Source organism: Schaalia sp. HMT-172 (assembly GCF_030644365.1).
In the GTDB taxonomy this organism is placed as follows: Bacteria; Actinomycetota; Actinomycetes; order Actinomycetales; family Actinomycetaceae; genus Pauljensenia.
This window is the reverse complement of sequence record NZ_CP130058.1, coordinates 1,181,860-1,206,637: the sequence shown is the minus strand read 5'-3', so window position 1 is coordinate 1,206,637 and position 24,778 is coordinate 1,181,860. Positions and strand designations below refer to the sequence as shown.

At 64.3% G+C, this 24,778-nt stretch carries 19 protein-coding genes, 1 tRNA gene, 1 other RNA gene and 1 pseudogene; 12 read left to right on the top strand and 10 right to left on the bottom strand.

Translation table 11 applies throughout. The annotated features are described in order from the left end of the window. Positions 1-56 precede the first annotated feature (56 nt). The 3 genes from panB (at position 57) to ppgK (ending at position 2,746) form a co-directional block, all read left to right on the top strand. Entirely contained in the window at positions 57-917 is an 861-nt protein-coding gene (gene panB, locus QU663_RS05055; protein ID WP_021611751.1) for a 3-methyl-2-oxobutanoate hydroxymethyltransferase, read from the top strand. Positions 918-944: 27 nt separating this feature from the next. Beyond that, complete coding sequence (gene map, locus QU663_RS05050) at positions 945-1,829, top strand: type I methionyl aminopeptidase (protein ID WP_021611752.1); 885 nt, start codon at positions 945-947, stop codon at positions 1,827-1,829. Positions 1,830-1,993: 164 nt separating this feature from the next. Continuing rightward, positions 1,994-2,746 carry a polyphosphate--glucose phosphotransferase gene (gene ppgK / locus QU663_RS05045; RefSeq protein ID WP_021611753.1) on the top strand — a complete coding sequence of 251 codons (753 nt, stop codon included), beginning with the start codon at positions 1,994-1,996 and terminating at the stop codon, positions 2,744-2,746. Positions 2,747-2,817: 71 nt separating this feature from the next. On the opposite strand, the gene rnpB is transcribed toward ppgK, so the two are convergent. Beyond that, positions 2,818-3,183: RNase P RNA component class A (gene rnpB, locus QU663_RS05040), an RNA gene on the bottom strand. 53 nt (positions 3,184-3,236) lie between these two features. On the opposite strand from rnpB, the gene QU663_RS05035 reads away from it, so the two are divergent. Both QU663_RS05035 and QU663_RS05030 read left to right on the top strand, forming a co-directional pair. Next, complete coding sequence (locus QU663_RS05035) at positions 3,237-4,049, top strand: YaaA family protein (protein ID WP_021611754.1); 813 nt, start codon at positions 3,237-3,239, stop codon at positions 4,047-4,049. Between the two features lie 79 nt (positions 4,050-4,128). Beyond that, entirely contained in the window at positions 4,129-5,466 is a 1,338-nt protein-coding gene (locus QU663_RS05030; RefSeq protein ID WP_021611755.1) for an alpha-L-fucosidase, read from the top strand. Between the two features lie 3 nt (positions 5,467-5,469). Here QU663_RS05030 and QU663_RS05025 read toward each other — a convergent pair whose 3' ends face one another. Further along, the gene (locus QU663_RS05025) at positions 5,470-6,213 is read right to left on the bottom strand and encodes a zinc ribbon domain-containing protein (protein WP_021611756.1); all 744 of its coding nucleotides are present in this window, start codon (positions 6,211-6,213) and stop codon (positions 5,470-5,472) included. Beyond that, positions 6,210-7,121 (bottom strand): Nif3-like dinuclear metal center hexameric protein, encoded by a 912-nt coding sequence (locus QU663_RS05020; RefSeq protein WP_021611757.1) that lies wholly within the window; start codon positions 7,119-7,121, stop codon positions 6,210-6,212. The genes QU663_RS05025 and QU663_RS05020 overlap by 4 nt, the downstream gene beginning before the upstream one ends. 61 nt (positions 7,122-7,182) lie before the next feature. Here QU663_RS05020 and lipB point away from each other — a divergent pair, with 61 nt between their 5' ends. From lipB to QU663_RS04995, 5 genes and pseudogenes are all read left to right on the top strand, one after another. Further along, a complete protein-coding gene (gene lipB / locus QU663_RS05015; protein WP_034481187.1) occupies positions 7,183-7,860 on the top strand; it encodes a lipoyl(octanoyl) transferase LipB in 678 nt (225 codons plus the stop codon). Continuing rightward, the gene (gene lipA, locus QU663_RS05010) at positions 7,857-8,924 is read left to right on the top strand and encodes a lipoyl synthase (RefSeq protein WP_009055228.1); all 1,068 of its coding nucleotides are present in this window, start codon (positions 7,857-7,859) and stop codon (positions 8,922-8,924) included. Before lipB ends, lipA begins: the two co-directional genes overlap by 4 nt. Beyond that, positions 8,921-10,407 (top strand): annotated as a pseudogene (locus QU663_RS05005) (class I adenylate-forming enzyme family protein). The gene lipA and the pseudogene QU663_RS05005 overlap by 4 nt, the downstream one beginning before the upstream one ends. A 79-nt stretch (positions 10,408-10,486) precedes the next feature. Next, positions 10,487-11,854, top strand: coding sequence for an NAD(P)/FAD-dependent oxidoreductase (locus QU663_RS05000; protein WP_021611760.1), 1,368 nt, complete (start codon positions 10,487-10,489; stop codon positions 11,852-11,854). Positions 11,855-12,025: 171 nt separating this feature from the next. Continuing rightward, the gene (locus QU663_RS04995; RefSeq protein WP_084437415.1) at positions 12,026-15,343 is read left to right on the top strand and encodes a tetratricopeptide repeat protein; all 3,318 of its coding nucleotides are present in this window, start codon (positions 12,026-12,028) and stop codon (positions 15,341-15,343) included. A 56-nt stretch (positions 15,344-15,399) separates the two neighbouring features. Here the strand turns inward: QU663_RS04995 and QU663_RS04990 are convergent. Together QU663_RS04990 and QU663_RS04985 are read right to left on the bottom strand one after the other, a co-directional pair. Continuing rightward, positions 15,400-15,473, bottom strand: a tRNA-Val gene (locus tag QU663_RS04990). A gap of 102 nt (positions 15,474-15,575) precedes the next feature. Then, positions 15,576-15,977: a DUF3052 domain-containing protein gene (locus tag QU663_RS04985; protein WP_021611762.1), complete on the bottom strand. Its 402-nt coding sequence runs from the start codon at positions 15,975-15,977 to the stop codon at positions 15,576-15,578. Positions 15,978-16,301: 324 nt separating this feature from the next. Between QU663_RS04985 and aceE the strand changes: the two genes are divergently transcribed. Continuing rightward, positions 16,302-19,049: a pyruvate dehydrogenase (acetyl-transferring), homodimeric type gene (gene aceE, locus QU663_RS04980; RefSeq protein ID WP_021611764.1), complete on the top strand. Its 2,748-nt coding sequence runs from the start codon at positions 16,302-16,304 to the stop codon at positions 19,047-19,049. A gap of 142 nt (positions 19,050-19,191) precedes the next feature. Then, positions 19,192-19,761, top strand: a complete 570-nt coding sequence (locus QU663_RS04975; RefSeq protein WP_021611765.1) for a flavin reductase family protein — start codon at positions 19,192-19,194, stop codon at positions 19,759-19,761. 80 nt (positions 19,762-19,841) lie between these two features. Here QU663_RS04975 and aspA read toward each other — a convergent pair whose 3' ends face one another. The 5 genes from aspA to QU663_RS04950 form a co-directional block, all read right to left on the bottom strand. Then, the gene (aspA, locus tag QU663_RS04970; protein WP_021611766.1) at positions 19,842-21,254 is read right to left on the bottom strand and encodes an aspartate ammonia-lyase; all 1,413 of its coding nucleotides are present in this window, start codon (positions 21,252-21,254) and stop codon (positions 19,842-19,844) included. Between the two features lie 136 nt (positions 21,255-21,390). After that, a complete protein-coding gene (locus QU663_RS04965) occupies positions 21,391-21,771 on the bottom strand; it encodes a phosphopantetheine-binding protein (protein WP_021611767.1) in 381 nt (126 codons plus the stop codon). Further along, entirely contained in the window at positions 21,771-22,274 is a 504-nt protein-coding gene (locus QU663_RS04960; protein WP_021611768.1) for a DUF3145 domain-containing protein, read from the bottom strand. Before QU663_RS04960 ends, QU663_RS04965 begins: the two co-directional genes overlap by 1 nt. A 170-nt stretch (positions 22,275-22,444) precedes the next feature. Beyond that, entirely contained in the window at positions 22,445-22,936 is a 492-nt protein-coding gene (gene def, locus QU663_RS04955) for a peptide deformylase (RefSeq protein ID WP_021611769.1), read from the bottom strand. A 1-nt stretch (position 22,937) separates the two neighbouring features. After that, the gene (locus QU663_RS04950) at positions 22,938-24,746 is read right to left on the bottom strand and encodes a proline--tRNA ligase (protein ID WP_021611770.1); all 1,809 of its coding nucleotides are present in this window, start codon (positions 24,744-24,746) and stop codon (positions 22,938-22,940) included. Positions 24,747-24,778: the final 32 nt, after the last annotated feature.

The window sequence follows — 24,778 nt, the reverse complement described above, 5'->3', positions numbered from 1 at the left end:
ACCCTGGAAGGCGTGAATGCGCGTGAGCGCACCCGTTGTCTCCAGACAGGAACCCCATGTCTCACATCACGAACCCCGACGGCGCGGCCCCGGCCTCGTTGCCAACCCCCACCCTCTTGGGCGCCAAGCGCGTGCGCGTCCAGCACATCGCGCGCGCCAAGGCCGAGGGCATCCCCCTGACCATGCTCACCGCCTACGACGCCCTGACCGCGCCCATCCTGGAGGCCGCCGGGGTCGACATGCTCCTCGTGGGCGATTCGCTGGGGAACGTGATCTTGGGGCACGGCTCGACCCTGCCCGTCACCCTGGAGGACATGGAGCGCGCCACAGCCGCCGTCGCTCGCTCAACCTCCCGCGCGATGATCGTCGCCGATCTGCCTTTCGGCACCTACGAGGACACTGCGGAGCACGCCTTCGCCTCGGCGACCGCGCTCATGAAGGCCGGCGCCCACGCCGTCAAGCTTGAGGGCGGGCGCAGCCGCGCCCACATCATCGCCGCACTCACGGCCGCCGGCATCCCCGTGTGCGCGCACCTGGGATACACGCCCCAGTCCGAAAACACGCTGGGCGGACCGCGCATGCAGGGACGAGGCGCTGGTGCCGATCAGCTGCGCGCGGACGCCGAGGCCGTCGAAAAGGCCGGAGCCTTCGCCGTCGTCTTCGAGATGGTGCCCGCTTCCATCGCGACGGAGCTCACCCAAACCCTGACTATCCCCACCATCGGTATCGGCGCGGGTCCGAACACCGACGGACAGGTGCTTGTGTGGTCCGACATGGCCGGATACTCCGACTGGACGCCCTCTTTCGTGCGACAGTTCGGCCAGCTTGGTCAGGCTCTGCGTGAGGCCGCGTCCGACTACGTGGAGGCGGTGCGCGAGCGCTCCTTCCCCGGCCCCGACAACTACAAGAACGACTGACACCACCCGTTTGCAGGAGGAAGAACCATGGAAGCATCATCGCTGGCACGCCGCGCGCCCCTGGGCACGCTGAAGCCCGGACGCGTCTCGGCCCGGCGCGCCGTGCCTGAGCACATCGCGCGCCCCGAATACATGTTCCACGACGGCCCCGAGCGCGTCACGACCTCGGACATCAAGAGCCCCGAGACGATCGCGAAGATCCGCGAGGCCGGGCGCATCGCCGCCGGTGCCATCGAGGCCGTGGGCGCCGCCATCGCGCCGGGCGTGACAACCGACGAGCTAGACCGTATCGGCCACGAGTACCTGCTCGCGCACGACGCCTACCCGTCGTGTCTGGGCTACATGGGCTTCCCCAAGTCCCTCTGTTCCTCGATCAACGAGGTCATCTGCCACGGCATCCCCGACGACCGCCCGCTTCAAGACGGCGACATCATCAACATCGACATCACGGCCTACAAGGACAGCGTCCACGGCGACACCTGCGCCATGTTCGAGGTCGGCACGGTCGACGAGGAGTCCCACCTGCTCATCGAACGAACGAAGAACGCGATGATGCGCGGCATCAAGGCCGTGGGTCCGGGCCGCGAAATCAACGTGATCGGGCGCGTCATCGAGGCATACGCGAAGCGATTCGACTACGGGGTCGTGCGCGATTTCACGGGCCACGGCGTCGGCGAAGCCTTCCACTCCGGCCTCATCGTCCCCCATTACGACGCGGCCCCCTCCTACGACACGGTCATGGAGGTCGGGATGGTCTTCACGATCGAGCCCATGCTGACACTGGGCACCGTCGAGTGGGAGCGCTGGGACGACGATTGGACGATCGTGACCGCCGACCGCTCGCGCACCGCGCAGTTCGAGCACACGATTGTCGTGACCGAGGACGGGGCCGAGATCCTGACCCTTCCCTGATCACCGAAACGAACGCGGCCCGCCTCGTTTTCTCACGATATGAGGCAGGCCGCGTTCGTTTTGCAAACGAATTGTGTTTATCGCGGTGGCCTCCGTTACAATTCAAATACGTTGGGCACCAGGAGCCCGCGTACAAAACGGCACACGTTACCCGAGGAGGGGTCATGGTTCAGGTCGCTTGCGGCATCGACATCGGCGGATCCGGCGTGAAGGGCGCGCTGGTGGATCTTGAGACCGGCGAGTACATCGGCGATCAGGTTCGTATTCCCACCCCCACCCCGGCAACCCCCGAAGCCGTGGCGCAGGTCTGCCGCGAGGTCATCGACCAGCTCGACGTCAAGATCGGCGTGCCGATTGGCGTCACCTTCCCCGCCCCCGTCTTTAACGGCGTGATCCCCTACATGGCGAACCTCGATCAGTCGTGGGTTAACGTCAATGTGGATGCTCTGATGGAGCGTTACCTGGGCCGCACCGTCGTCGCCCTCAACGACGCGGACGCCGCGGGCATCGCCGAGGTCGCCTACGGAGCGGCAAAGGGCCGCGACGGGGTCATCGTGTTTACGACGCAGGGCACGGGCATTGGCTCGGCCATCATCGTCAACGGCACACTGCTGACCAACACAGAGCTGGGCCACCTGGAGATCGACGGCACCGACGCGGAGAAGAACGCGTCTTCGGGCCAAAAGACACTCCAGGGCCTGAATTGGGAGCAGTGGGCGCAGCGCCTCCAGCGCTACTACAGCCACGTGGAGTTCCTGCTTAACCCCGACCTGTTCGTCGTGGGCGGGGGTGTCTCGGAGAACCACGAGAAGTTCATGCCTCTGCTCACGCTGAAGACCCCCATGATTCCCGCGAAGCTGCTCAACACCGCTGGCATCGTCGGCGCCGCCTACTACGCGGCGCAGCATAGTGCCTGAGCGCCGCCCCGCGGTGGGCACTCGGCTCCCGAAACTACGGAAGGACCCCGACTCGCGTCGGGGTCCTTCCGTGGATCTGTCGGCCTATACGCCGGGTTCTGTGCCCGCGGACCGTTACCGGTCTCGCGGTGGCGACCATCTATCTAGGACCGTCGTTGCCGACGGCCTCCAGCAACCTACCCGCAGGCATGAGGCGGGCCGCCCTGCCTGCTGCTCGGTCTTGCTCCGGGTGGGGTTTACCTAGCCGACGCGGTCGCCCGCGCCGCTGGTGAGCTCTTACCTCACCTTTTCACCCTTACCGCCACGATCAGTGGAGGTGGTTTCTTTTCTGTGGCACTGTCCCGCGGGTTACCCCGGGTGGCTGTTAGCCATCACCCTGCCCTGTGGAGCCCGGACGTTCCTCGAGCGTTTCCGCGCGCGGCCGCCCGGCCGGCAGATCCACCGACAAATTCTAGCGCGCCTGGGGCCGCCGGCGCGATAGGGTGAATGCATGCTGATCTGGTTGCCCCCGTCGGAGGGGAAGAACGCGCCCGAATCCGGGCCTTGTCTGTCCCTGGACGCCCTCTCGCGCCCTTCGCTGAACGCGGATCGTCGCCGGGTCGCGGACGCGCTCGTGGCGCTTGGGTCCGGGGTGGACGCTGCGGCCGCCCTCAAGGTCGGAACGCGCATCGACCTGTCCGTCAACGAGGCTCTTGACTCCGCCCCCTGCGCCCCGGCCTCGTCGCTCTTCACGGGCGTTCTCTTCGAGGCCATCGAGGCCGTCGCCCCCGGCGCGTGGCAGAGCATGGGCGCGTCTCACGTGTCGGTTTTTTCGGGCCTCTTCGGGGTCCTCTCCCCCGCCGACCACGTCCCCAACCACCGCCTCGCCATGGGCGTGTCCTTGCCCGGCTTCGGCGTCATGTCCACCTGGTGGGCACCGCGCTTGGACGCGGCCCTGCGCCCGGAGGCCTCGGAGTGCATCGTTATCGACGCGCGCTCGGGCCCCTACCGGGCAGCCTGCAAGGCGCCGTGGGCGCGCGTGTGGGAACTGCGCGTCGTGCGCGAGGCGGGCGGCACACGCTCCGTCATTTCCCACGACGCTAAGCGCTGGAGGGGCGCCGTCACGGGCACACTCCTGGCGTCGGGAGGATACGCCGCGGGCGAGACGGCCGAGTGTGAGCAGGCGCTGACGGACGCTGCGCACGCGGTGACGTTGCACGACGCTCGCGGGGCCGAGCACCGCGTTATCGATGTCGAATTCGGGCCGGAAAAGAAGGCGAAACAGGGCGGCGCGACGCGAGCGCTCACGCTGGTGACCAATTAGCCGCTGGGCTATCCTTTGTCAGGAACCTGCAGGGCGCAGGCTTGGCCCAGCGCGGCCACGAAGCGGAGAAAACGTCGCGATGATCAACGAGGACTACCTGGCCAATATTCGGCCCACTCACCGTCAGCTCCAGTGGCAGAAGATGGAGATGTACGCGTTCATTCACTTTGGGATGAACACGATGACGGATCGTGAATGGGGCGAGGGCCATGAGGATCCAGCTCTCTTCAACCCCGCTAACGTGGACGTGGAGCAGTGGATGCGCGCTCTCGTCAGCGCCGGTATGACCGGCGTGATCCTGACATGCAAGCACCACGACGGGTTCTGCCTGTGGCCGTCGGCCTACACGGCTCACTCCGTGGCCTCTTCCCCCTGGAAGGGCGGCACAGGCGACCTGGTGCGCGAGGTGTCGGATGCGGCCGCGCGCCACGGCCTGAAGTTCGGTGTCTACCTGTCCCCCTGGGACATGACGGAGCCGACCTATGGGCAGGGCGAGGCCTACAACGACTTCTACATCAACCAGCTCATCGAGCTGCTCACCCATTACGGCCCCGTGTTTTCCGTGTGGCTGGACGGCGCGTGCGGGGAGGGCCCCAACGGCAAGGTCCAGACCTACGATTGGCAGCGCATCTACGACACCGTGCGTGCGCTGGCCCCCGAAGCCGTCATCTCGGTGTGCGGCCCCGACGTGCGCTGGTGCGGCAATGAGGCGGGATCCGTTCGGACCAACGAGTGGAGCGTCGTGCCCGCGTCCCTGCGCGAGGCCGAGCGCACCGCGGAGAAGTCCCAGAAGGCAGACGACGGCGAGTTTTCCCGGCAGGTGGCCTCCGGCGACGAAGACCTGGGCTCGCGCGAGGCCCTGGCAGGTTACTCCGGCCCCCTGGCGTGGTACCCCGCGGAGGTCAACACCTCGACGCGCAAGGGCTGGTTCCACCACGACGTCGAAGACTCCCAGGTGCGCAGCGCCGACGAGCTGTTCGCCATTTGGAAGGGGTCGGTGGGCGGTAACGCGACCTTCCTGCTCAACGTCCCGCCCAACCGCCACGGCCGCCTGGCCGACACCGACGTGCGGGTTCTGGCGCAACTCGGGGAGAAGATCGCTGACTTCCGTTCGCGCCGCATCGACGCCGCCCGCGAGGATTCGTCGAACACGGTGACGCTGCGTTTTGGTTCGCCGCAATCGGTCGGCGCCCTCGTCCTGGAGGAGGACATCGCCCGCGGGCAGCGCATCGACGAGGCCGTGGTGGCCTCGTGCGTGGAGGGTGGCGACGAGCGGGAGATCGCTCGCGTCCAGTGCGTGGGCTACCGGCGCATCATCACCCTGGACAAGCCCGTGACCGCCACCCGGGTGCGGGTGACGGTCACGGCGAGCAGGCAGGGCTTCTACCTGGCGGATGTCTACGCGGTTCGGGCCTGAGCCTCAGCGGGGCGTGTTCGCCGCCGTTCGCACGACAATCTGGGAGGTGTCCTCGGTCAGGTACAGTTCGTCGGCGGGGGTCAGGCGAATGCGTTCGAGCTCCATCGGGCTCAGGTCGGCGGCCACGCCGATGCCGTAGCCGTCGCGCACCTCGATGACGGCCAGGGCACCGTTGCGGCGGCGCGCGTCCTCGTATTCCTCGAGGAGGGAGTGCGGGAGGCGATCGGCCAGAGCGCGGCGGGCGGCGATGACGCGGCGCAGTTCCTCGTCGGAATCGGCGACGTCGGCCTCGAACTCAGCCTTGAGGTGCTCGATGTCGGCGGCGATCGCCTGGGCTTCGGCCTTCATCTTGTCCTGCGCGGCGCGCGCGGCTTCGAGGCGTTCTTCGGCCTCGACCTGATCGTCTTCGAGCTTGGACAGGCGCCGGTCCATCTGCGCGATCTCGTGCTCCATGGCGGAGATGTCGCGCAGGGGCACCTGGTTGTTATCGATGCGCCCCTGCTGGCGCTTGCGGCGCTCGCTCACCTTGCCGATCTCGTCTTCGATGCGGGTGATGTCGCGGCTCACGTCGGCGATGATGGCGTTCTGGCTGATCGCGGCGCGCTGCAGGTCTGCGACACGGCCCGCGAACTCGCGCACGGTGGCGTGGGCGGGGTGAGAGTCGCGCTTGTGGAGCAGCGCCGATTCCTTCTGGTCAAGCTTCTGAAGCTCGAGAAGCTCGAGCTGGTCGGTGTGCGTCGCTTTCACGCTAGTCCTCCCTGGGTGACTCGGTGGCTGGTCCATGGCTCGGTGACAATCGTAGAGACTTCGACGCGAAGTTCCACATCGGCGGCCGCTGCCGCCGCTTCGATGCGCCGGGCGAGCACGGGCAGCCACGGCGACTCTGTGGCCCAGTGGGAGCCGCACAGCAGCGCGGGGGAACCACCCTCGAGGTGCTCTAAGGCCGGGTGATGGCGCAGGTCTGCTGTCAGGTACACGTCGACGCCGGCGGCGCGCGCCACGTCCAGTGCGCTGTCCCCCGCGCCACCCAGGACGGCGACCCGACGCACCGCCATGGCCTCGTCCCCTCCGACGAGCAGACCCGTGGGACCGGCGGGGAGCGCGGAGGCGACGTGGTCGGCGAAGGCACCGAGCGTCGTCGTCTCGACCGTTCCGACGCGGCCCAGTCCGATCTCGTGTCCCTCGGCGTCAACGCCGCAGGGTTCGAGCGGCACCGTGTCGCGTAGGCCGATCAGGTCGGCGAGCGCCGTGGCCACGCCCTCGCAGGCCACGTCAGCGTTCGTGTGCGCGTTAAAGAGGGAGATGCCGGCCCGGATCAGCCGTGTCACGACCGCTCCCTTGGGGTCGGTGACCGGCAGGAAGGAGGCGCCGCGAAGGAGTAGCGGGTGGTGCGTGATCACCATGTCGTAGGGCTGCCCGTCCCCGTGGGGTCCGGCGACGGCCTGTTCGGCGATGGCGGCGGTGGGGTCGAGGGCGAGGAGGAGTGAGCGCACCGGGGCGTCGGGGTCGCCGACGATGAGGCCGACGCGGTCCCAGGGCTGCGCGGTGGCCTGCGGGTACCAGGACTCCATGAGGGACATGAGGTCGCGGACGCGCCACGAGGCCTGGGCTGAGTCGGGGGCGTCGGGTTCGGAAGAATGAGAGGACAATCGCATGCGACAAGCATACCGGACCCCCAACAAGCAAGGGACCCTGCCCGCGACTATGATCACATCCGTGCAGATTTTGAGCTTACTCGACCGGGGGTTGGTCGATTATTCGCAGGTTGACGCGCTCCAGCGCTCCCTGCACGAGGAGGTCCTCGCCGGCGGCGAGGACACGCTCATCGTTTCCCAGTTCACGCCCACGTGGACGGCGGGGCGCCACACGAAGCCCGAGGATATCCCGTCCACGACCGTCCCGATCATTCGGACGGATCGCGCGGGTTCGGCGACGTGGCACGGCCCCGGACAGCTCGTCGTCTACCCCGTCGTTCTGCTGCGCGAGCCCGTCGATCTCGTGCGGTGGATCCGCGCGGTTGAGGCCTCGGTTATCGACACCGTGCGCGAGGCGTGGGGACTGCCGGTGCACCGCGTCGAGGGACGCGCGGGCGTGTGGCTGACCGAGGAGGGGCGCCGCGACCGCAAGATCTGCGCGATCGGCCTGAAGGTCGCGCGCGGGGCAACCCTGCACGGCGTCGCCCTGAACGTCGATATCGACCCTGCCCACGCCTTCGAAGGCATCATCCCCTGCGGCCTGACCGACGCCGACGTGACCTCCCTGTCGTGGGAGGGCGTTCACACGACCGTAGCCGAGGCCGCGACGCAGCTCATCCCGCGCATGGTGGAGCACATCTCCCCGTGCCTGGCCACCCAGCCCGCTTCCGTTTCCTACACGACGAGGTCCCCCCTATGAGTACCCTGCCCGATCCCGAAGGACGCAAGCTCCTACGCATCGAGGTGCGTAACTCGCAAACGCCGATCGAGAAGAAGCCTGAGTGGATTCGCACGACCGCGAAAGCCGGCGAGAACTACCAGGACATGCGTTCGCTTTCCCACGCGAAAGGCCTGCACACGGTATGCGCCGAGGCGGGGTGCCCCAACATCTACGAGTGCTGGCAGGATCGCGAGGCGACGTTCCTCCTCGGCGGCGCCCTGTGCACGCGCCGCTGCGATTTCTGTGACATCGCGACGGGGCGTCCCACGGAGTACGACAAGGACGAGCCACGCCGCATCGCCGAGTCGGTGCGTGACCTGGACCTGCGCTACGTGACGATCACGGGCGTGACCCGAGACGATCTGCCCGACGGTGCCGCGTGGCTGTATGCGCAGACGTGCCGCCTCATCCACGAGCTCAACCCGGGAACGGGCGTGGAGCTGCTCGTGGACGACTTCCGCGGACAGGCCGAGTCGATCGACATGGTGATCGAGGCCGGCCCGCAGGTTTTCGCGCACAACCTGGAGACGGTGCCGCGCATCTTCAAGAAGATTCGTCCCGCCTTCAACTACGATCGTTCGCTCGCGATGATCAAGCGCGCCCACGACGGCGGCATGGTCACCAAGTCGAATCTGATCCTCGGCATGGGCGAGACGCGTGAGGAAGTCAGCGCCGCCATGCGCGATCTGCATGAGTCGGGCTGCGATCTGCTGACGCTCACGCAGTACCTGCGTCCCTCTCCCCTGCATCACCCGATCGACCGCTGGGTGCACCCGGAGGAGTTCGTGGAGCTGGCCGCTGAGGCCGAGGAGATGGGCTTCGCGGGCGTCATGGCCGGCCCCCTCGTGCGTTCCTCGTACCGCGCGGGTCTGCTGTGGGCCAAGGGTATGCGTGCTCGCGGCTTTGAGATCCCCGAGCAGCTGCGCCACATCGAGAACTCCGGTTCGACGCTCCAGGAGGCCGGCTCGGTGCTGGCTCGCCTGAAGGAGCGCTCGGAGCGTCACGCGGCCATGGCAGCCGCGAAGGCCGCCTCGGCCTCGTGATCCCCGATTATTCGCCCGCGCGGGCTCTCCTGGCGGCGGCGCGCCGCCACCCCGAGCGGCTCTCCCTCGTGGATGCGGTGATGGGCCAGGAGTGGAGCGTGCGCGAGGCCGCCGATACGGTCGCTCGCCTGGCTCGTGCCTTCGCGGAGGCGGGCATCGGCGAGGGCACGCGCATCGGCGTCATCGGGGCGAACTCGCCGTGGCACTACATCGCGTTCGTGGCGGCCTCGTGGCTGCGCGCGGTGACGGTTCCGCTCTCCCCGCGCATGCCCGCCTCCGCGCTCGCGTCGATGTGCGCGCAGGGAGGCGTCTCGTGGGTCTTCCACGACGAGGCCTCGTCCCTCACTGCGCTCGCCCTGGCCTCCGCGGGTGTGCACCGGGCGTCGTTTCGCGACCTGGCTGCTTGGGTGGCTCGCGCGGCGCCGATGAGCACCGCGCCCGCGCGCTGCGGCACCGAGCTGGCGGCCATCTTGTTCACCTCCGGGTCGACGGGGACGCCGCGTCCCGTCGAGCTCACCCACGAGGTCATGTGGTGGGGGTCGACGAATTTCCGCGAGGGCTTCGACTACGCGCCGACCTCGTCGGTCGTGGGCGTGTGCGCGCCCGCCAGCCACATCGGAGGCTTCAACGGAACGTCGATGGACGTGTGGACGCACGGCGGGACGCTGGTGACGCTGGGTTTCCCGGGTTCCTTTGATGCGCGCGGCGTGCTGGACGCGATCGCGCGCTACGGGATCACCATGATGTTCGCCGTGCCCGCGATCGTGCGTGCCCTCGTCGAGGAGTACGAGGCCGGCGGCGGCGATCTGTCCTCGTGGGTGCGCCCGCTGATCGGCGGGGACGCGATGACGGCGGATCTGGCGGAGGCGATGCGTCGCGTGGGCCTGTCTCCCATCCACGTGTGGGGCATGACGGAGACGTCGGGGGCCGGAACGGTTGCGACGCCGCAGTGCGGCGCGCCCGCCGGGTCGCTCGGTGTCCCTTTTCCCTACGTGGACCTGGTTGTCATGGCCTCTCCCGAGCGAGAGGCGAGCGTCGGCGAGATGGGCGAGATCGCGGACCCGGCGTCGTCAGCGGCGAGGAGTGGCTGCGCACCGGCGATTTGGCGACGAGGGACGCGAACGGCTGGCTGCACATGGTGGGACGCGCCCACCGCATGATCAACACGGCCGGTGAGCTGGTGGCTCCCCCGAGCGTCGAGCGCGCGCTGCGGTCGCTGGATACGGTGTCCGATGCCCTCGTCGTGGGGTTGCCGGACGAGCGCTGGGGGCAGATCGTCGCCGCGCTCATCGTGCCTTCTCCCAAGGGCCGCGCCCAGGCCTCGTCGATGAGCGCCGACGCGCTGTCCGAGGCCCTGCGCGAGGCCTTGGCGCCGTGGGAGAAGGTGCGGCGGATCGTGGTCGTGGACAAGCTGCCGACGACGGCGACGGGCAAGCCTGATCCACTCGGGGCGGCGGAGCTGTTCTCGGCGTCGGAACGCTAGAGACGAGTGCGCGAGACTTCACAATTTATGCGCACCGCATTTAGGTAAGATTAGCCTTGCTTAATCAAAGGAGAGTCTTATGCCCCGTCATCGCATCGTCATCATCGGCTCCGGTTTCGCTGGTCTGACGGCTGCTCGTCGACTGAAGAAGGCCGACGCCGACATCACTATCCTGGCCCGCACGTCGCACCACCTGTTCCAGCCCCTGCTCTACCAGGTGGCCACCGGCATCCTCTCCGAGGGCGACATCGCCCCCACGACGCGCGAGATCCTGCGGAAGCAGAAGAACGTGACCGTCCTGCAGGCGCTCGTCGAGGATATCGACGTCGAGGCTCGCGTCGTGAAGTGGCGCAACCACAACAAATATGAGCACACCGAGTACGACACGCTGATCGTGGCGGCGGGCGCGGGCCAGTCCTACTTCGGCAATGACCACTTCGCGGTGTTCGCGCCGGGCATGAAGACGATCGATGACGCACTCGAGCTGCGCGCGCGTATTTTCGGCGCGTTTGAGCTGGCGGAGATCGAGACCGATCCTGCTCTGGTGGGCAAGCTCCTCACCTTCGTCGTCGTGGGCGCGGGCCCGACGGGCGTGGAGATGGCGGGACAGATCCGCGAGCTCGCCTCTCACACGCTGAAGGGCGAGTTCCGCAACATCGATCCGACGAAGGCTCGCGTCATCCTGGTGGACGGCGCCGAGCACCCACTCCCCCCGTTCGGCGAGCAGCTCGGGCACAAGACCGAGGAGGCGCTGGCCAAGCTCGGCGTCGAGATGAAGATGAACGCCTTCGTCACCGACGTGGACGCCGAGGGCGTGACGCTGAAGTACAAGTCCGGCGAAGAGGAGCGGATCGAGTCCGTGTGCAAGGTGTGGGCTGCGGGTGTGTCCGCGAGCCCGCTGGGCCGGGCCCTGGGCGAGGCGACGGGCGCCGAGGTGGACCGCGCGGGCCGCGTGAGCGTCAACAAGGACTTGACGCTGCCCGGGCACCCCGAGATCTTCGTGTTGGGCGACATGATGGCGTTCCCGGGCGTCCCCGGCGTCGCGCAGGGCGCCATCCAGTCGGCGCGCTTCGCCGCAGACACGGTGGCGGCGCGCCTGGCGGGCCGTAAGCCGAGGGCGACGGAGTTCTCCTACTTCGATAAGGGGTCGATGGCGACGATCGCGCGCTTCAAGGCGGTCGTGAAGATGGGTAACACGAAGATGACGGGTTTCACCGCGTGGGTGGCTTGGTGCTTCCTGCACCTGCTGTACATCGTCGGCTTCAAGTCGCAGGTGGGCACGCTGGTGAATTGGTTCTTCAGTTTCCTGTCGGGTGCGCGTTCGCAGCGCACGACGACGAACCAGCAGATGGTGGGCCGCCTGGCCATGGAGCAGCTGGGGGCCGGCGCGTCCGGCAAGCTCGTCGCCGGCGAGGACGTCGTCGAGGAGCGCATTCACGAGGCCTGAGCACCTCACGCTCTGAGGGTCGATTCTGGCGCACGTTCGGGCACAGCAAGCGCGCGCTGACAAACAGGCAGACAGGCATGGTGTGGGGCCGGAAGCAAGAGCTTCCGGCCCCATTGTCATGCCATCTTCTATCAGGCAACATCTGCTCCTGCACGTATGTAGACTGTGCGCATGAGCACATTGAGGGCAGCAGTCAACATCTCCACAAGCATTGTCAAGTCTCTTGTGAAAGTAGCCGGCTTCGGCTTCGTCGCTGACGCAATAGAAGGTGGGCAAGAGCTCTACCAGCTCGCATGCAGTCTCAAAGACGAAACGTTCGGGAGTGCAGAAGCGCAGATGAGCGGAGCGCTCAGAAGCACGATCAAGAACGAGTTCGAAATTATCGAAGATGGCCTTGTTGTATCCGGCCTTGATTTGAAGAGTATTGATCTATTCATTGGCAGCCTTGAGACCGCGGCCAATGAAACCATAAGAAAGCTCCTCGATGACGAGGATGCATTATGTGAGGCAATCACAAAGCCCGAAACATTCCACGCCTACGTTCTGGAAAAATCGAAACAGGTACGAGTGAACTTCAAACCAGAAGAGGAGCACTACCTCGACAACCTCCTACGCTGCATTGCCGACGAATACCTAGTTTTGGCCCCAAATTCTCCACGCTACAACATGGCTGCACTTAAGGCCGCGCTCGAACAGCTGTACGAAATTATCATAGAAGTAAGAAATATCAAAAGCATCATTGCATCGACAGCAGAAGCTCACAGTAAACAACATGAACAACTCCACAACGATATTGAATCATTGCGCACAGCTCACATAGACACGAGCACTAAAAGTTGTCCAAAGAAACTTAACAATAATGTTTGGGGCAGCCGCCCACGACCGCTGAGACACTGGATCGAACGATACCCTGAAATTGATGGCCAAACACTACAGGATCGTATTTTGAATCCGAGTACGATAAACTTCCCAAGCTTCAACGTATTAATCGGACATGCAGGAAGTGGAAAGACGCGCCTTGCCGCCGCGATAGCAGACAGATGTGAATCCGATGGGTGGTCACTAGTCGCATGGATTAACGCCTCATCTTACAACACAATTACGAACGATATGATAGCATTTGGAGAATCGGTACTCAACGTGATGACAGGACTCTTCGAAGACAGAACTGTTAGAGTCAATCAGGTATTGTCAGTACTGCGGACAAGATCTTACACCAACTGCATCTTTGTCTTCGACAATATTCAAAACATCGACGACTTATCCAGCCTACTTCCAAGCGGACCAGGCATACACATACTCGCAACGACTAGAAATAGGAACGGCTGGCGGCACCAGGACAACTGGAATGAATATATAATCGAAGACTTTACACGCAACGATTCAATCAAACTACTTCAGGACATTACGAAAGACGCGAATCGAGAAGCGGCAAATAACATTGCAAATTACTTGGGTGACTTGCCATTAGCGATAGCACAGGCAGGAACAACGTGCGCCCACTACTATCAAAACCTTGAAGACTACTTCAACGATATACAGTTACACAACGTCGACCGACTCCTTGAAGCCATTGAAGGAACTGAATACAGCACAGGAACCATAACGGCACTACACTTTGCCGTCACAACAACCTTAGATCGCTTGAGCGATGTTACGATACAAATTGAAGCCAAGAAAATACTCACAATCCTATGCTTCCTTGCAGAATCTGGCATACCAAGTAAATGGTTAAAGTTTAGTAACTTTCACTCTAGAAAAGCCTACTCACTCCTTTTTGACTTTTCGATAATATCCGAATCAGCCGATGGCGAAGTTGCTTTCATTCATCGACTCCAAGCACTAGCACTACGCACACACTTAACACCTAACGAACGCGCCATAGCTGAATTAACTTGCGTCAACTTCCTTATCCAGCATTATAAAGACTCTTCAGGCGCCGATACCATCACCACACACAGAGATAGGGCAATAGCGATTACTTCGCAACTCTCGGCTATGAGCCAGCAGCCTCACTCCCATTCCCTCTTTAGGCACGATGAGCTACAGAGCGCTCTGTTCGAGCTACTAGCCTTTGCATATGATCGACATACTGCACACCATACAATAACACTCACACACGCTCTTGGAATTATACAAAACCTGTTAGGAATTGACAATCTAACCGTATTATGCGCGCGCAACAATCTCGCTGAAGCATATTACGACAATGGATACATCATTGAAGCAATTCGCCTATATTCAGAGACTCTTGATCATTGCATTCAGACCCTAGGTGCCAATCATATTGAAACAAGAAATACGCGTAGCAACTTGGCAGACGCATATTTCCAGGCTGGTCACCACGAGAGAATCATAGAGCTTTATGAAGATGCCCTGAATAATGACTTGAAGTCGCTCGGCTCCACACATATCGAGACGCTCACCACGCAACAGCACCTCGCAGATGCGCATTCACGTTCCGACTTAATCGACAATGCTCTGAATCACTATCGAATACTTGCCGATAACCTCACTCAAGCGTTGGGCCCAGATGATGTCGACACTCTGAACGCGCGCTGCAGACTTGCTTTCACATATCACTCAGCTGGATACATTGATGACGCAATCCGGCACTTCAGCACATTGTTACGTGACTGCCAGATAGCACTCGGCTTGAATCATTTTTTAACTCATGAAGTAATCAACAACCTCGCACATACATACAAAGTAGCAGGGCGTAATAACGAGATTATCACTTTGTTAACAGAGGCACTTGACGCTAGTGCACAAACCAACGGGCCAACACATTATTTTACTCTCGAGCTCCAAAACGATTTGGCTAATGCGTACCTCGATATGTCCGATATTGACAGTGCCATATCCGAATTTGAGGACATCTTAAGGAAACGCCATTCAAATAATGACGACACTCAGCATGCGCGATATAATCTTGCGGAAGCACACCTCAGGGCGAAGCACTACGACACTGCCATTCATCACTTTCAAGTCATTGTTGACGAGCTTCAACATTCTAGCGGCATAACTAGTATGCGCACCCAACGAGCTCGTCGCAATCTTGCATCCGCCTATCACGAAGCCGGTAACTTCAAAGAAGCTTTGCGTCACCTTCGTAAGCTTTACAACGACTGCACTGACAGTCTAGGACCGGACCACCTTGACACTCTCGAGAATTACCAGCATCTCGCAAACCTAGTTCTAGATATAGGTTACTTCGAGCTGGCAATACAATATTTCGACAATCTATATAGAGACTATCGACGTATTTACGGATCGAAACACATTAATACATTATCATCGCGTTTCGCTCTTGCAAACGCATACTTGGAAAGCAACCGAACTGGGGAATGCATAAATCATTTGAAGGAGTTACTTGAGACGTGTGTGATCACTTTGGGGAGTGAGCACGCTCTGACAGTAACAGTCCGCGAACATCTTGAGACAGCCAAGGAAGAGTCCGGACAGGAGAAGGAGACACCCGCCGAATAGCGCGAGCAAATACGCGTTGGGGCCGGAAGCTGTCGCTTCCGGCCCCCGAGCGTTTGTGGGCCCTACCGGGCTCGAACCGATGACCTTCTGGGTGTAAACCAGACGCTCTAGCCAACTGAGCTAAAGGCCCCACGCACGCGCCAATCTACCAGAACAGGCACGCACGGTCACATCCGAGGCCGAGCGACACAGCACAAGACAGCGCCGCCCCGCCCAGGCCTCGTCGATGAAACTAGCGGCGCGAACGCGGACGCGCAGTCAGGCGCACGCCCGCCCAGTTCGCCCCCAGCGCCGTCGACGTCGTCGCGTGCAGGCCCGTGATCTCCGCGGCCTCCTCCACGTCGCCAACCCTCACAGAATTCGGGCGACCCGGCTTAGGGATCAGCACCCAGATCAGGCCGCCGTCATCCAAGTTCGACATCGCGTCCACGAGGACGTCCGCGAGGTCCTCCTCCTCGGCGTCATCCGCGCGCCACCAGACGATCGCGCCGTCCACGACGTCCGCGTAATCGACGTCAACGAGCGGATGCCCCGTCTCCCTTTCAACCGCATCGCGCACACCCTGATCCACGTCATCATCGACGTAGAACTCCTGCACGATCGCATCGGACGCAAAACCCAGGCTCACTGCCATCACGCAGCACCACCCATCAACGAGCTGGCGCTCAGTGTCATATCAACGTTCACGCCTTCATCCTAGGGCATGAAAGCAGGTCGAATGCAAGGGATAACACCAATCGAAACACCCCTTCCAAGCAACGCCCCCGTGACCAGCAGCTTTACTTTTCCGCGGCATCACGAGGCGCGGTGATACGCACCTCATAGGCTCGCGCGCACCCAAACACTCGCAAAGCCACACCATTAGTGGGACAATAGTCCCGATATGTGCGATGTCGACCGAAGACACCGCCCACGAACGCTGCACGTCGCAGCTCCGAGTCAAGCGAGAAGGTACACCGTGAGCCAACTCCACGAGTCACGCCCCGTCGTCGTCAACGGGCTGATCCCCCAGGTCCCCGACAACGACCCGCAGGAAACCGCCGAATGGGTCGAGTCCCTGACCGGACTCATCAACGAAAAAGGCGGCCCCCGCGCGCGCTACATCCTGCTGCACATGCTGGACGAAGCGCGCCGCAACGGCGTCCAGCTCCCCCAGGAATACACAACCCCCTACGTCAACACCATCCCCGTTGACCAGGAGCCGTACTTCCCCGGCGACGAAGCCATGGAGCGCGAATACCGCCGCTGGATCCGCTGGAACGCCGCCGTCCAAGTCACCCGCGCCCAGCGCCCCGGCGTCAAGGTCGGAGGACACATCTCCTCCTACGCCTCCGTCGCCACCCTCTACGAGGTCGGCCTCAACCACTTCTTCCGCGGCAAGGACCACCCCGGCGGCGGCGACCACGTCTTCTTCCAGGGACACGCCTCCCCCGGCCCCTACGCCCGCGCCTTCCTCGAAGGACGCCTCTCCGAAGAGGAGATGGACGGCTTCCGCCAGCAGGTCTCCACCGCTCACGGCCTGCCCTCCTACCCGCACCCGCGCCAGCTCGACCACTTCTGGGAGTTCCCCACCGTGTCGCTGGGCCTGGGGCCCGCCGAAGCCATCTACCAGGCGTGGTTCGACCGCTACCTGCACATGAACGGCATCAAGGACACCTCCCAGCAGCACACGTGGGCCTTCATCGGCGACGGCGAAATGGACGAGCCCGAATCCCGCGGCATGCTCCAGCTCGCCGCCCAGCAGCGCCTCGACAACCTGACTTTCGTCATCAACTGCAACCTGCAGCGTCTCGACGGCCCGGTGCGCGGCAACGGCAAGATCATCCAGGAGCTCGAGGCCTTCTTCAAGGGCGCCGGCTGGAACGTCATCAAGGTCATCTGGGGCCGCGGCTGGGACCAGCTGCTCGCCGCCGACAAGGACGACGCCCTCGTCCACGTCATGAACGAGACCCTGGACGGCGACTACCAGACGTTCGGCGCGAACGACGGCGCCTACGTGCGCGAGCACTTCTTCGGCCGCGACCCGCGCACCAAGGAAATGGTCAAGAACTGGACCGACGAGCAGCTCTGGGAGCTCAAGCGCGGCGGCCACGACTACCGCAAGGTCTACGCCGCCTACAAGGCCGCCATGGACCACACCGGCCAGCCGACCGTCATCCTCGCCCACACCATCAAGGGCTACGCCCTGGGCACGCACTTCGCCGGCCGTAACTCGACGCACCAGATGAAGAAGCTGACGCTCGAGGACGCCAAGCAGCTGCGCGACCGCCTGCAGATCCCGATCACGGACGAGGAGCTGGAACGCGATCCCTACATGCCTCCGTACTACATGCCGCCGGCCGATCACCCGGCCCTGCAGTACATGAAGGAGCGCCGCGAGATCCTCGGCGGTTGGGTGCCCGAGCGCCGCGCCGACCGTGCGCCCAAGCTCCCCACCCTGCCCACGCGCCCCTTCGAGGCGCTGTCCAAGGGTTCGGGCAAGCTCGAGGTCGCCACGACCATGGCCCTCGTGCGCCTCATCAAGGACCTCATGAAGGACAAGCAGGTCGGCAAGTACTTCGTGCCGATCATCCCCGACGAGGCCCGTACCTTCGGTCTGGACGCGATCTTCCCCTCGGCGAAGATCTTCAACACGACCGGCCAGTCCTACACGCCCGTCGACGCGGACATGATGCTGTCCTACCGTGAGTCCGAGCAGGGCCGCATCCTGCACACGGGTATCACCGAGGCCGGCTCCGCTGCCGCCTTCCAGGTCGTCGGCACGGCGTACGCGACGCACGACCTGCCGATGGTACCGATCTACATCTTCTACTCGATGTTCGGCTTCCAGCGCACGGGCGACCAGTTCTGGGCGGCGGGCGACCAGCTGACCAAGGGCTTCGTCATCGGCGCGACCGCCGGCCGCACGACGCTCGCGGGCGAGGGCCTGCAGCACATGGACGGTCACTCTCAGGTTTTGGCCGCGACCAACCACGCGTTCGTGTCCTACGACCCGGCCTACGCCTACGAGATCCGCCACATCATGGCGGACGGCCTGGAGCGCATGTACGGCGACGCGGCCGGTCGCGACCCGAACGTCATGTACTACATCACCGTCTACAACGAGCCCATCCACCAGCCGGCCGAGCCGGAGAACGTGGACGTCGAAGGCATCATCAAGGGCATCTACAACCTCGATGAGCACCAGAACTTCGGCGGCCCCAAGGCTCAGCTGCTCGCCTCTGGCGTAGGCGTGCCGTGGGCGCGCGAGGCACGCGAGCTGCTGGCCCGAGACTGGGGCGTGGACGCCGCCGTGTGGTCCGTGACCTCGTGGAACGAGCTGCGCCGCGACGGCCTGGACGCCGAGGAGCACAACTTCCTGCACCCCGACGAGCCGCGCCGCACGCCCTATGTGTCCGCCAAGCTCGCCGGTCGCGAGGGCCCCTTCGTCGCCTCCTCGGACTTCGACCGTATGCTGCCCGACCAGATCCGCCAGTGGGTGCCCGGCGACTACCACGTGCTCGGCGCGGACGGCTTCGGCTTCTCCGACACGCGCCGCGCAGCACGCCGCTGGTACCACATCGACGCCGAGTCGATGGTCGTGCGCACGCTGGCCGCCCTGGCCGACAAGGGTCAGATCGACCCGTCGGTCGTCGGCCAGGCGATCGCGAAGTACGACCTGTTCAACTACTCCATCGCAGGCTCGGATCACGCCGGCGAGGAGTGAGCGCCGTTAGGCGCCCGCTCCTCCACCGCGGTGCCTAACGACAACTGACGAGGCCGGGGGCCCCACGCGGGTCCCCGGCCTCATCCTTCACGCCGGTGGAACAGCGGCTGCCCACGCGCCGCGACCGGTGCACAATGGGAGCATGCACGTTCCCTACGAAACAGAAAAGTTCTACTACGGCTTTCCCGTCTACATACTGGCCTACCCGGACGACGCCGTCGGCGTCGGAATCACGACGGGGTCCTCCTCGTACTCGCTGGGACAGATGGTGATGATCGGCTGCGATTCCACCACGCATGCCGCCCGATCGATCAAGCGCTCGGGAGTGTGCTCGCTCAATCTCTTCGGGGCCGAGGCCATGGGCCTGTTCGAGTACGCGGGCACCGTCTCGGGCGGCGATAAACTCAGGCACGCGCAGCTGGATTCGAGCGACCACGACGGCATCCCTGTCCTCGACGATTCACAGATGAGCCTCCTGTGCCGGGTCCTCGAGGCCACGGACGACGGCACTTACACGCACTTCCGCTGCGAGATCACAGGGCGCCTGGTCGACTCTGCGCTCATCGACGAGCACGGCCGTTTCCGCTACGTGGATCTGCACACCGTCGAGTACGTGGGTGACGCGCGCAGGCGCATCTACCGCTACTTCTCGGACCGCGTGGAGCGCTTCGGCACCTTCGTTCGCTCCTTCAAGGAGTCCCTGCTCCCCTAGCGGCGCCGGCAAGCGACCAGGCCGGGGCCCCACGCGGGAACCCCGGCCTGCGCCATTCGCTCAGGCGGCAAGGAGCGAGCTCACTCCTCCTCGGTGCCCGCGTACTTCGGGTGCGCGAGGTTTTCGGGAGACAGGATACGCTCCACCTCGGCCTCGGAGAGGAGCTCCATCTCGTGGATGACTTCGCGGACGGTCTTGCCTTCGGCGGCAGCCCTCTTGCCGACGACGTCGCCCAGGTGGTGGCCGATGACGTCGTTGAAGTAGGTGACGATACCGATGGAGTTCTCCACGTAGCCGCGGCACACCTCCTCGTTCGCGGTAATACCCGAGACGCAGCGCTCACGCAACGTGTCGCAGGCGTTCACGAGCAGGTTGATGGACTCGATGAGCGCCTGCGCGATGACGGGCTCCATGACGTTGAGCTGGAGCTGACCGGCCTCGGCGGCCATGGTGACGGTCTGGTCGTTGCCGATGACCTTGAAGCACACCTGGTTGACGACCTCGGGGATCACCGGGTTGACCTTCGCCGGCATGATCGACGAGCCGGCCGCCATCTTCGGCAGGTTAATTTCGTTGAGGCCGGCGCGCGGTCCCGACGCCAGCAGGCGCAGATCGTTGCAGACCTTCGACAGCTTCACGGCGCTGCGCTTGATCGTGGCGTGCATGGACACGTAGGCACCCGTGTCGGAGGTCGCCTCCAGCAGGTTCGGGGAGCCGACGACGCGCGCTCCCGTGATGCGCCGCAGGTGACGCACGACGACCTGCTGATAGCCGTCCGGGGTGTTCAGGCCCGTTCCGATCGCGGTCGCGCCCAGGTTCGTCTCCAGGAGAAGCTCTGCGTTGTTCACCAGGCGCTCGTCCTCCTCGCGCAGCGTGTGCGCGAATGCCGAGAACTCGCTGCCCAGCGACATGGGGACGGCGTCCTGGAGCTGCGTGCGCCCCATCGTCAGGATGTGTCGGAACTCCGCGCCCTTCTCGTCGAAGGAGTCGGCCAGCTCGTCGATGGCCTTGCGCAGGCGATTCACCTTGCGCCACAGGGCGATGCGGAAGGCCGTCGGGTAGGCGTCGTTCGTCGACTGGGAACGGTTGACGTGATCGTTGGGGTTGATGACGTCGTAGTTTCCCTTCTCCTCCCCCAGGATTTCCAGCGCCAGGTTCGCGATGACCTCGTTCGCGTTCATATTCACGGAGGTTCCGGCACCTCCCTGGAACTGATCGACGGGGAACTGGTCCATGCAGCGCCCGTTTTCAATGATCTCGTCGCAGGCGGAAATGATGGCCTCAGCCTTCACGGGCTTCATGGCCTTGAGCTGCATGTTCGCCATCGCGCAAGCCTTCTTCACCTGCGCGAAGGCGCGGATCAGCTCGGGTGCCTCGTTGATGGTGCGGCCAGAGATCTGATAGTTCTCAATGGCGCGCAGCGTGTGAATGCCCCAGTACGCGTCATCGGGTACTTCACGCGTGCCAAGCAGATCCTCTTCGGTGCGGGTCAACGTCGTTCCTTCCGTTCGAGTCAGCGCCGGACAACCCCCGGCGATCCGCCTCCATCGTAGGCCCGAAGCACCCTATTTTCAGGCACTTTACGAACATTGGGAACGTCGTTGACACTCCCCTAACGTTCCCCTTGCGTCAGGACTGTGAAGCGGCGGTGGCGGCCGCGTCGAGCAGATCCCCGAGGGTCTGCCACCCCTCGATCTGCGCGTCACTGAAACCCACCTTCGCCTCGCGTTCGATGCGCGCGACGACGGCGTACAGCGATACGTCATCCATGTCCAGGTCCCCGCGCAGCGTCAGCTCCGTTCGCGCGTGCGCAGGCTCCAGGTCCGCCTCATCGAGGACTGCCTCCATCGCGGCCTCGCGCGCGAGCTCCGCGGCCGTGGGGCTCGCCGACGACGAGCCGACCGACGAGGCCTGGGCCGTGTCGGGTGCTTCCCCGTCGGCGTCGGGATCGACCAGCTGCGCTAAGCCCGCACGCAGCTGGTCACCCAACAGGTCAGCGATAGACCCCATCAGCCCACCCGGTTGTTCAACCAGCGCACGGGCGCGCCGGCGCCGGCGTGACGGAACGATTCGAGCTCGTCATCCCAGGCCTGACCGAGGGCCAAGTCAAGCCCCTCGAGCAGCTCCTGGTACGAGGAGGCGGACTCCATGGCGGCGCGGATACGATCCTCGGGGACCACGACGTTACCCACGGAATCCATCTGAGAGTGAAAGATACCCAGGGACGGGGTGTGGCACCAGCGTCCCCCGTCGCTCGAGGCCGTGGCTTCCTCAGTCACCTCGTAACGCAGGTGCTCCCAACCGCGCAGCGCGGACGCCAAACGGGCGCCCGAGCCGATCGGTCCCACCCACGAAAACTCGCAGCGAACCATGCCCGGCGCCGCTTCCTGATCCGACCACTGGAGGCGGACCTCCTGGCCGAGCGCGGTGCCCAACGCCCACTCGATGTGCGGGCACAGAGCGGGCGGTGTTGAGTGCACGAAAAGTACACCGCGGGTGTATGACCCTCTCATTGTTCCTCCTGTTGGCTTTGTCAGGATCGTCTTCCCCTACGTCCTAAGTTGCCGCGAGTCGCAATGAACCGTGCCTGATCGGCACGCACGATGTGATTACAGGATAGTGGAACGCGCCGAGGAATGCACTCCATTCCCCGGCGCGTTCTCACGCTGTGGCGCCGTCCCTTTCAGAAGCCAGCGTTGCGGATGTCGCGCAGCGCCTTCTTGCGAGTCGGGCGATCCAGACGGTCGATGTAGATGTGGCCGTCCAGGTGGTCGCACTCGTGCTGGATGCAGCGGGCCATGAGCTCCTCACCCTCGACGACAACCTTCTTGCCGTCCAGGTCCGTGCCCTCGCAGCGCGCGTACCAGGCACGCTCGGTCGGGTACCACAGGTCCGGAACCGACAGGCAGCCCTCGTCACCGTCCTGGTACTCGTCCTCGCTCAGGGCGACGATGCGGGGGTTGAGCACGTAGCCGATCTCCCCGTCGATGTTCCAGGAGAAGGCACGCAGGCTCACGCCGATCTGGTTGGCGGCCAGACCCGCGCGCCCGTCCATGTCGACGCCCTCGAGCAGGTCCTCGACGAGGGCCTTCACGTTCGGGGTGATGTCCGTGATCGGGTCGCACACGGTGCGCAGGACCGGGTCACCGATGATGCGGATGGGACGAATAGTCATGTCACTCCCCCTTCAGGGCCGCCGCGTGGGCCTCGCGCAGGCGCTCAACGGCCTCCTCGACGGGCACCACAATCGTCTCACCGGTGGCGCGCACGCGGATCTCGACCTGGCCGTCGGCCAGCGACCGGCCCACGACCAGACCGAAGGGCACGCCCACGAGCTCGAAATCCTTGAACTTCACTCCCGCGCTGACCTTCCGGCGGTCGTCCACCAGGACGTCCAGGCCGGCCGCGTCGAGCTGGACGCCCAGAGACTGCGCGGTCTCGAAGACCTCATCGCCCTTGCCCGTGGCCAGGACGTGCACGTCGAAGGGGGCGATCTGCGCGGGCCAGCTCAGTCCCTTGTCGTCGCAGTTGGCCTCGGCCAGGGCCGCCATGACGCGGGTGACGCCGATACCGTAGGAGCCCATGGTCACGACCTGGGTCTTGCCGTTCTCGTCGAGGACGGTCAGGCCCAGCGCCTTGGCGTACTTGCGGCCCAGCTGGAAGATGTGGCCGATCTCGATGCCACGCTCCAGATGAAGGGGGCCCGAGCCGTCGGGAGCCAGGTCGCCCTCGCGCACCTCGGCGGCCTCGATCGTCCCGTCGGCGGTGAAGTCGCGGCCCATGACCAGGTTCAGGACGTGACGCTGCTCGGCGTTCGCGCCCGTCACCCAGGCTGTGCCGTCGACAACGCGGGGATCGACCAGGTAGCGCACGGAACCGGAGGCGTTGCCCTCCTCATCCACGGCGCGCTTCGGCGAGTTGGGGCCCAGGACCGTGGGGCCGATGTAGCCGCGCACCAGCTCGGGGTGCGGCTCGAAGTCCGAATCCGACGCCATCTCGACCTCGGCGGGGGCCACTGCGGCTTCAAGGCGCTTCATGTCGACGTCGCGGTCGCCGGGCACGCCCACGACGAGGAGCTCGCGCTGCCCGTCCGGGTGGGTGAGCGTCACGACGACGTTCTTCAGCGTGTCGGCGGCGGTCCAGGGACGATCATTGCGCGGGTACGAAACGTTGAGCAGATCGACGAGCGCCTCGATCGTGGGGGCGTCGGGCGTGGGGACCTCCACGGGCGCGGGCACGCCGGACGCATCGACGGCCTCGGGGACGGGGGTCGTCACGGCCTCAGCGTTGGCAGCGTAGCCGCCCGGGGACGCCACGAACGTATCCTCGCCGATCGGCGAGGGGTGCAGGAACTCCTCCGAACGAGAGCCGCCCATCGCGCCACTCATCGCAGAGACGATGACGTAGCGCAGGCCCAGGCGCTGGAAGATGCGCTCGTAGGTGTCGCGCTCAGCCTGGTACGAGGCGTCCAGGCCCTGGTCGTCAATGTCGAAAGAGTAGGCGTCCTTCATGACGAATTCGCGGCCACGGATCAGGCCGGCGCGCGGACGCGCCTCGTCGCGGTACTTCGTCTGAATCTGGTACAGCGTGAGGGGAAGGTCCTTGTACGAGGAGTACATGTCCTTCACCAGGAGAGTGAACATCTCCTCGTGAGTGGGGGCCAGCAGGTAGTCGCCGCCCTTGCGATCGTTAAGCTTAAACAGCGTCGGGCCGTACTCCTCCCAGCGGTTCGTCGCCTTGTAGGGCTCAGCGGGAATCAGGCCCGGGAAGTGCACCTCCTGGGCGCCCATCGCGTCCATCTCCTCGCGCACGATGTTCTCGATCTTGCGCAGCGTGCGCAGGCCGAGAGGAAGCCACGTGTAGATGCCGGGGGCACAGCGGCGGATGTAACCGGCGCGGACCAGGAGCTTATGGGAATTGACCTCGGCGTCGGCCGGGTCCTCGCGCAGGGTGCGCAGGAAGAAAGTCGAGAGATTTCGAAGCATGGTCCAAGAGTACGGCACGCGCCGCCAGGTGG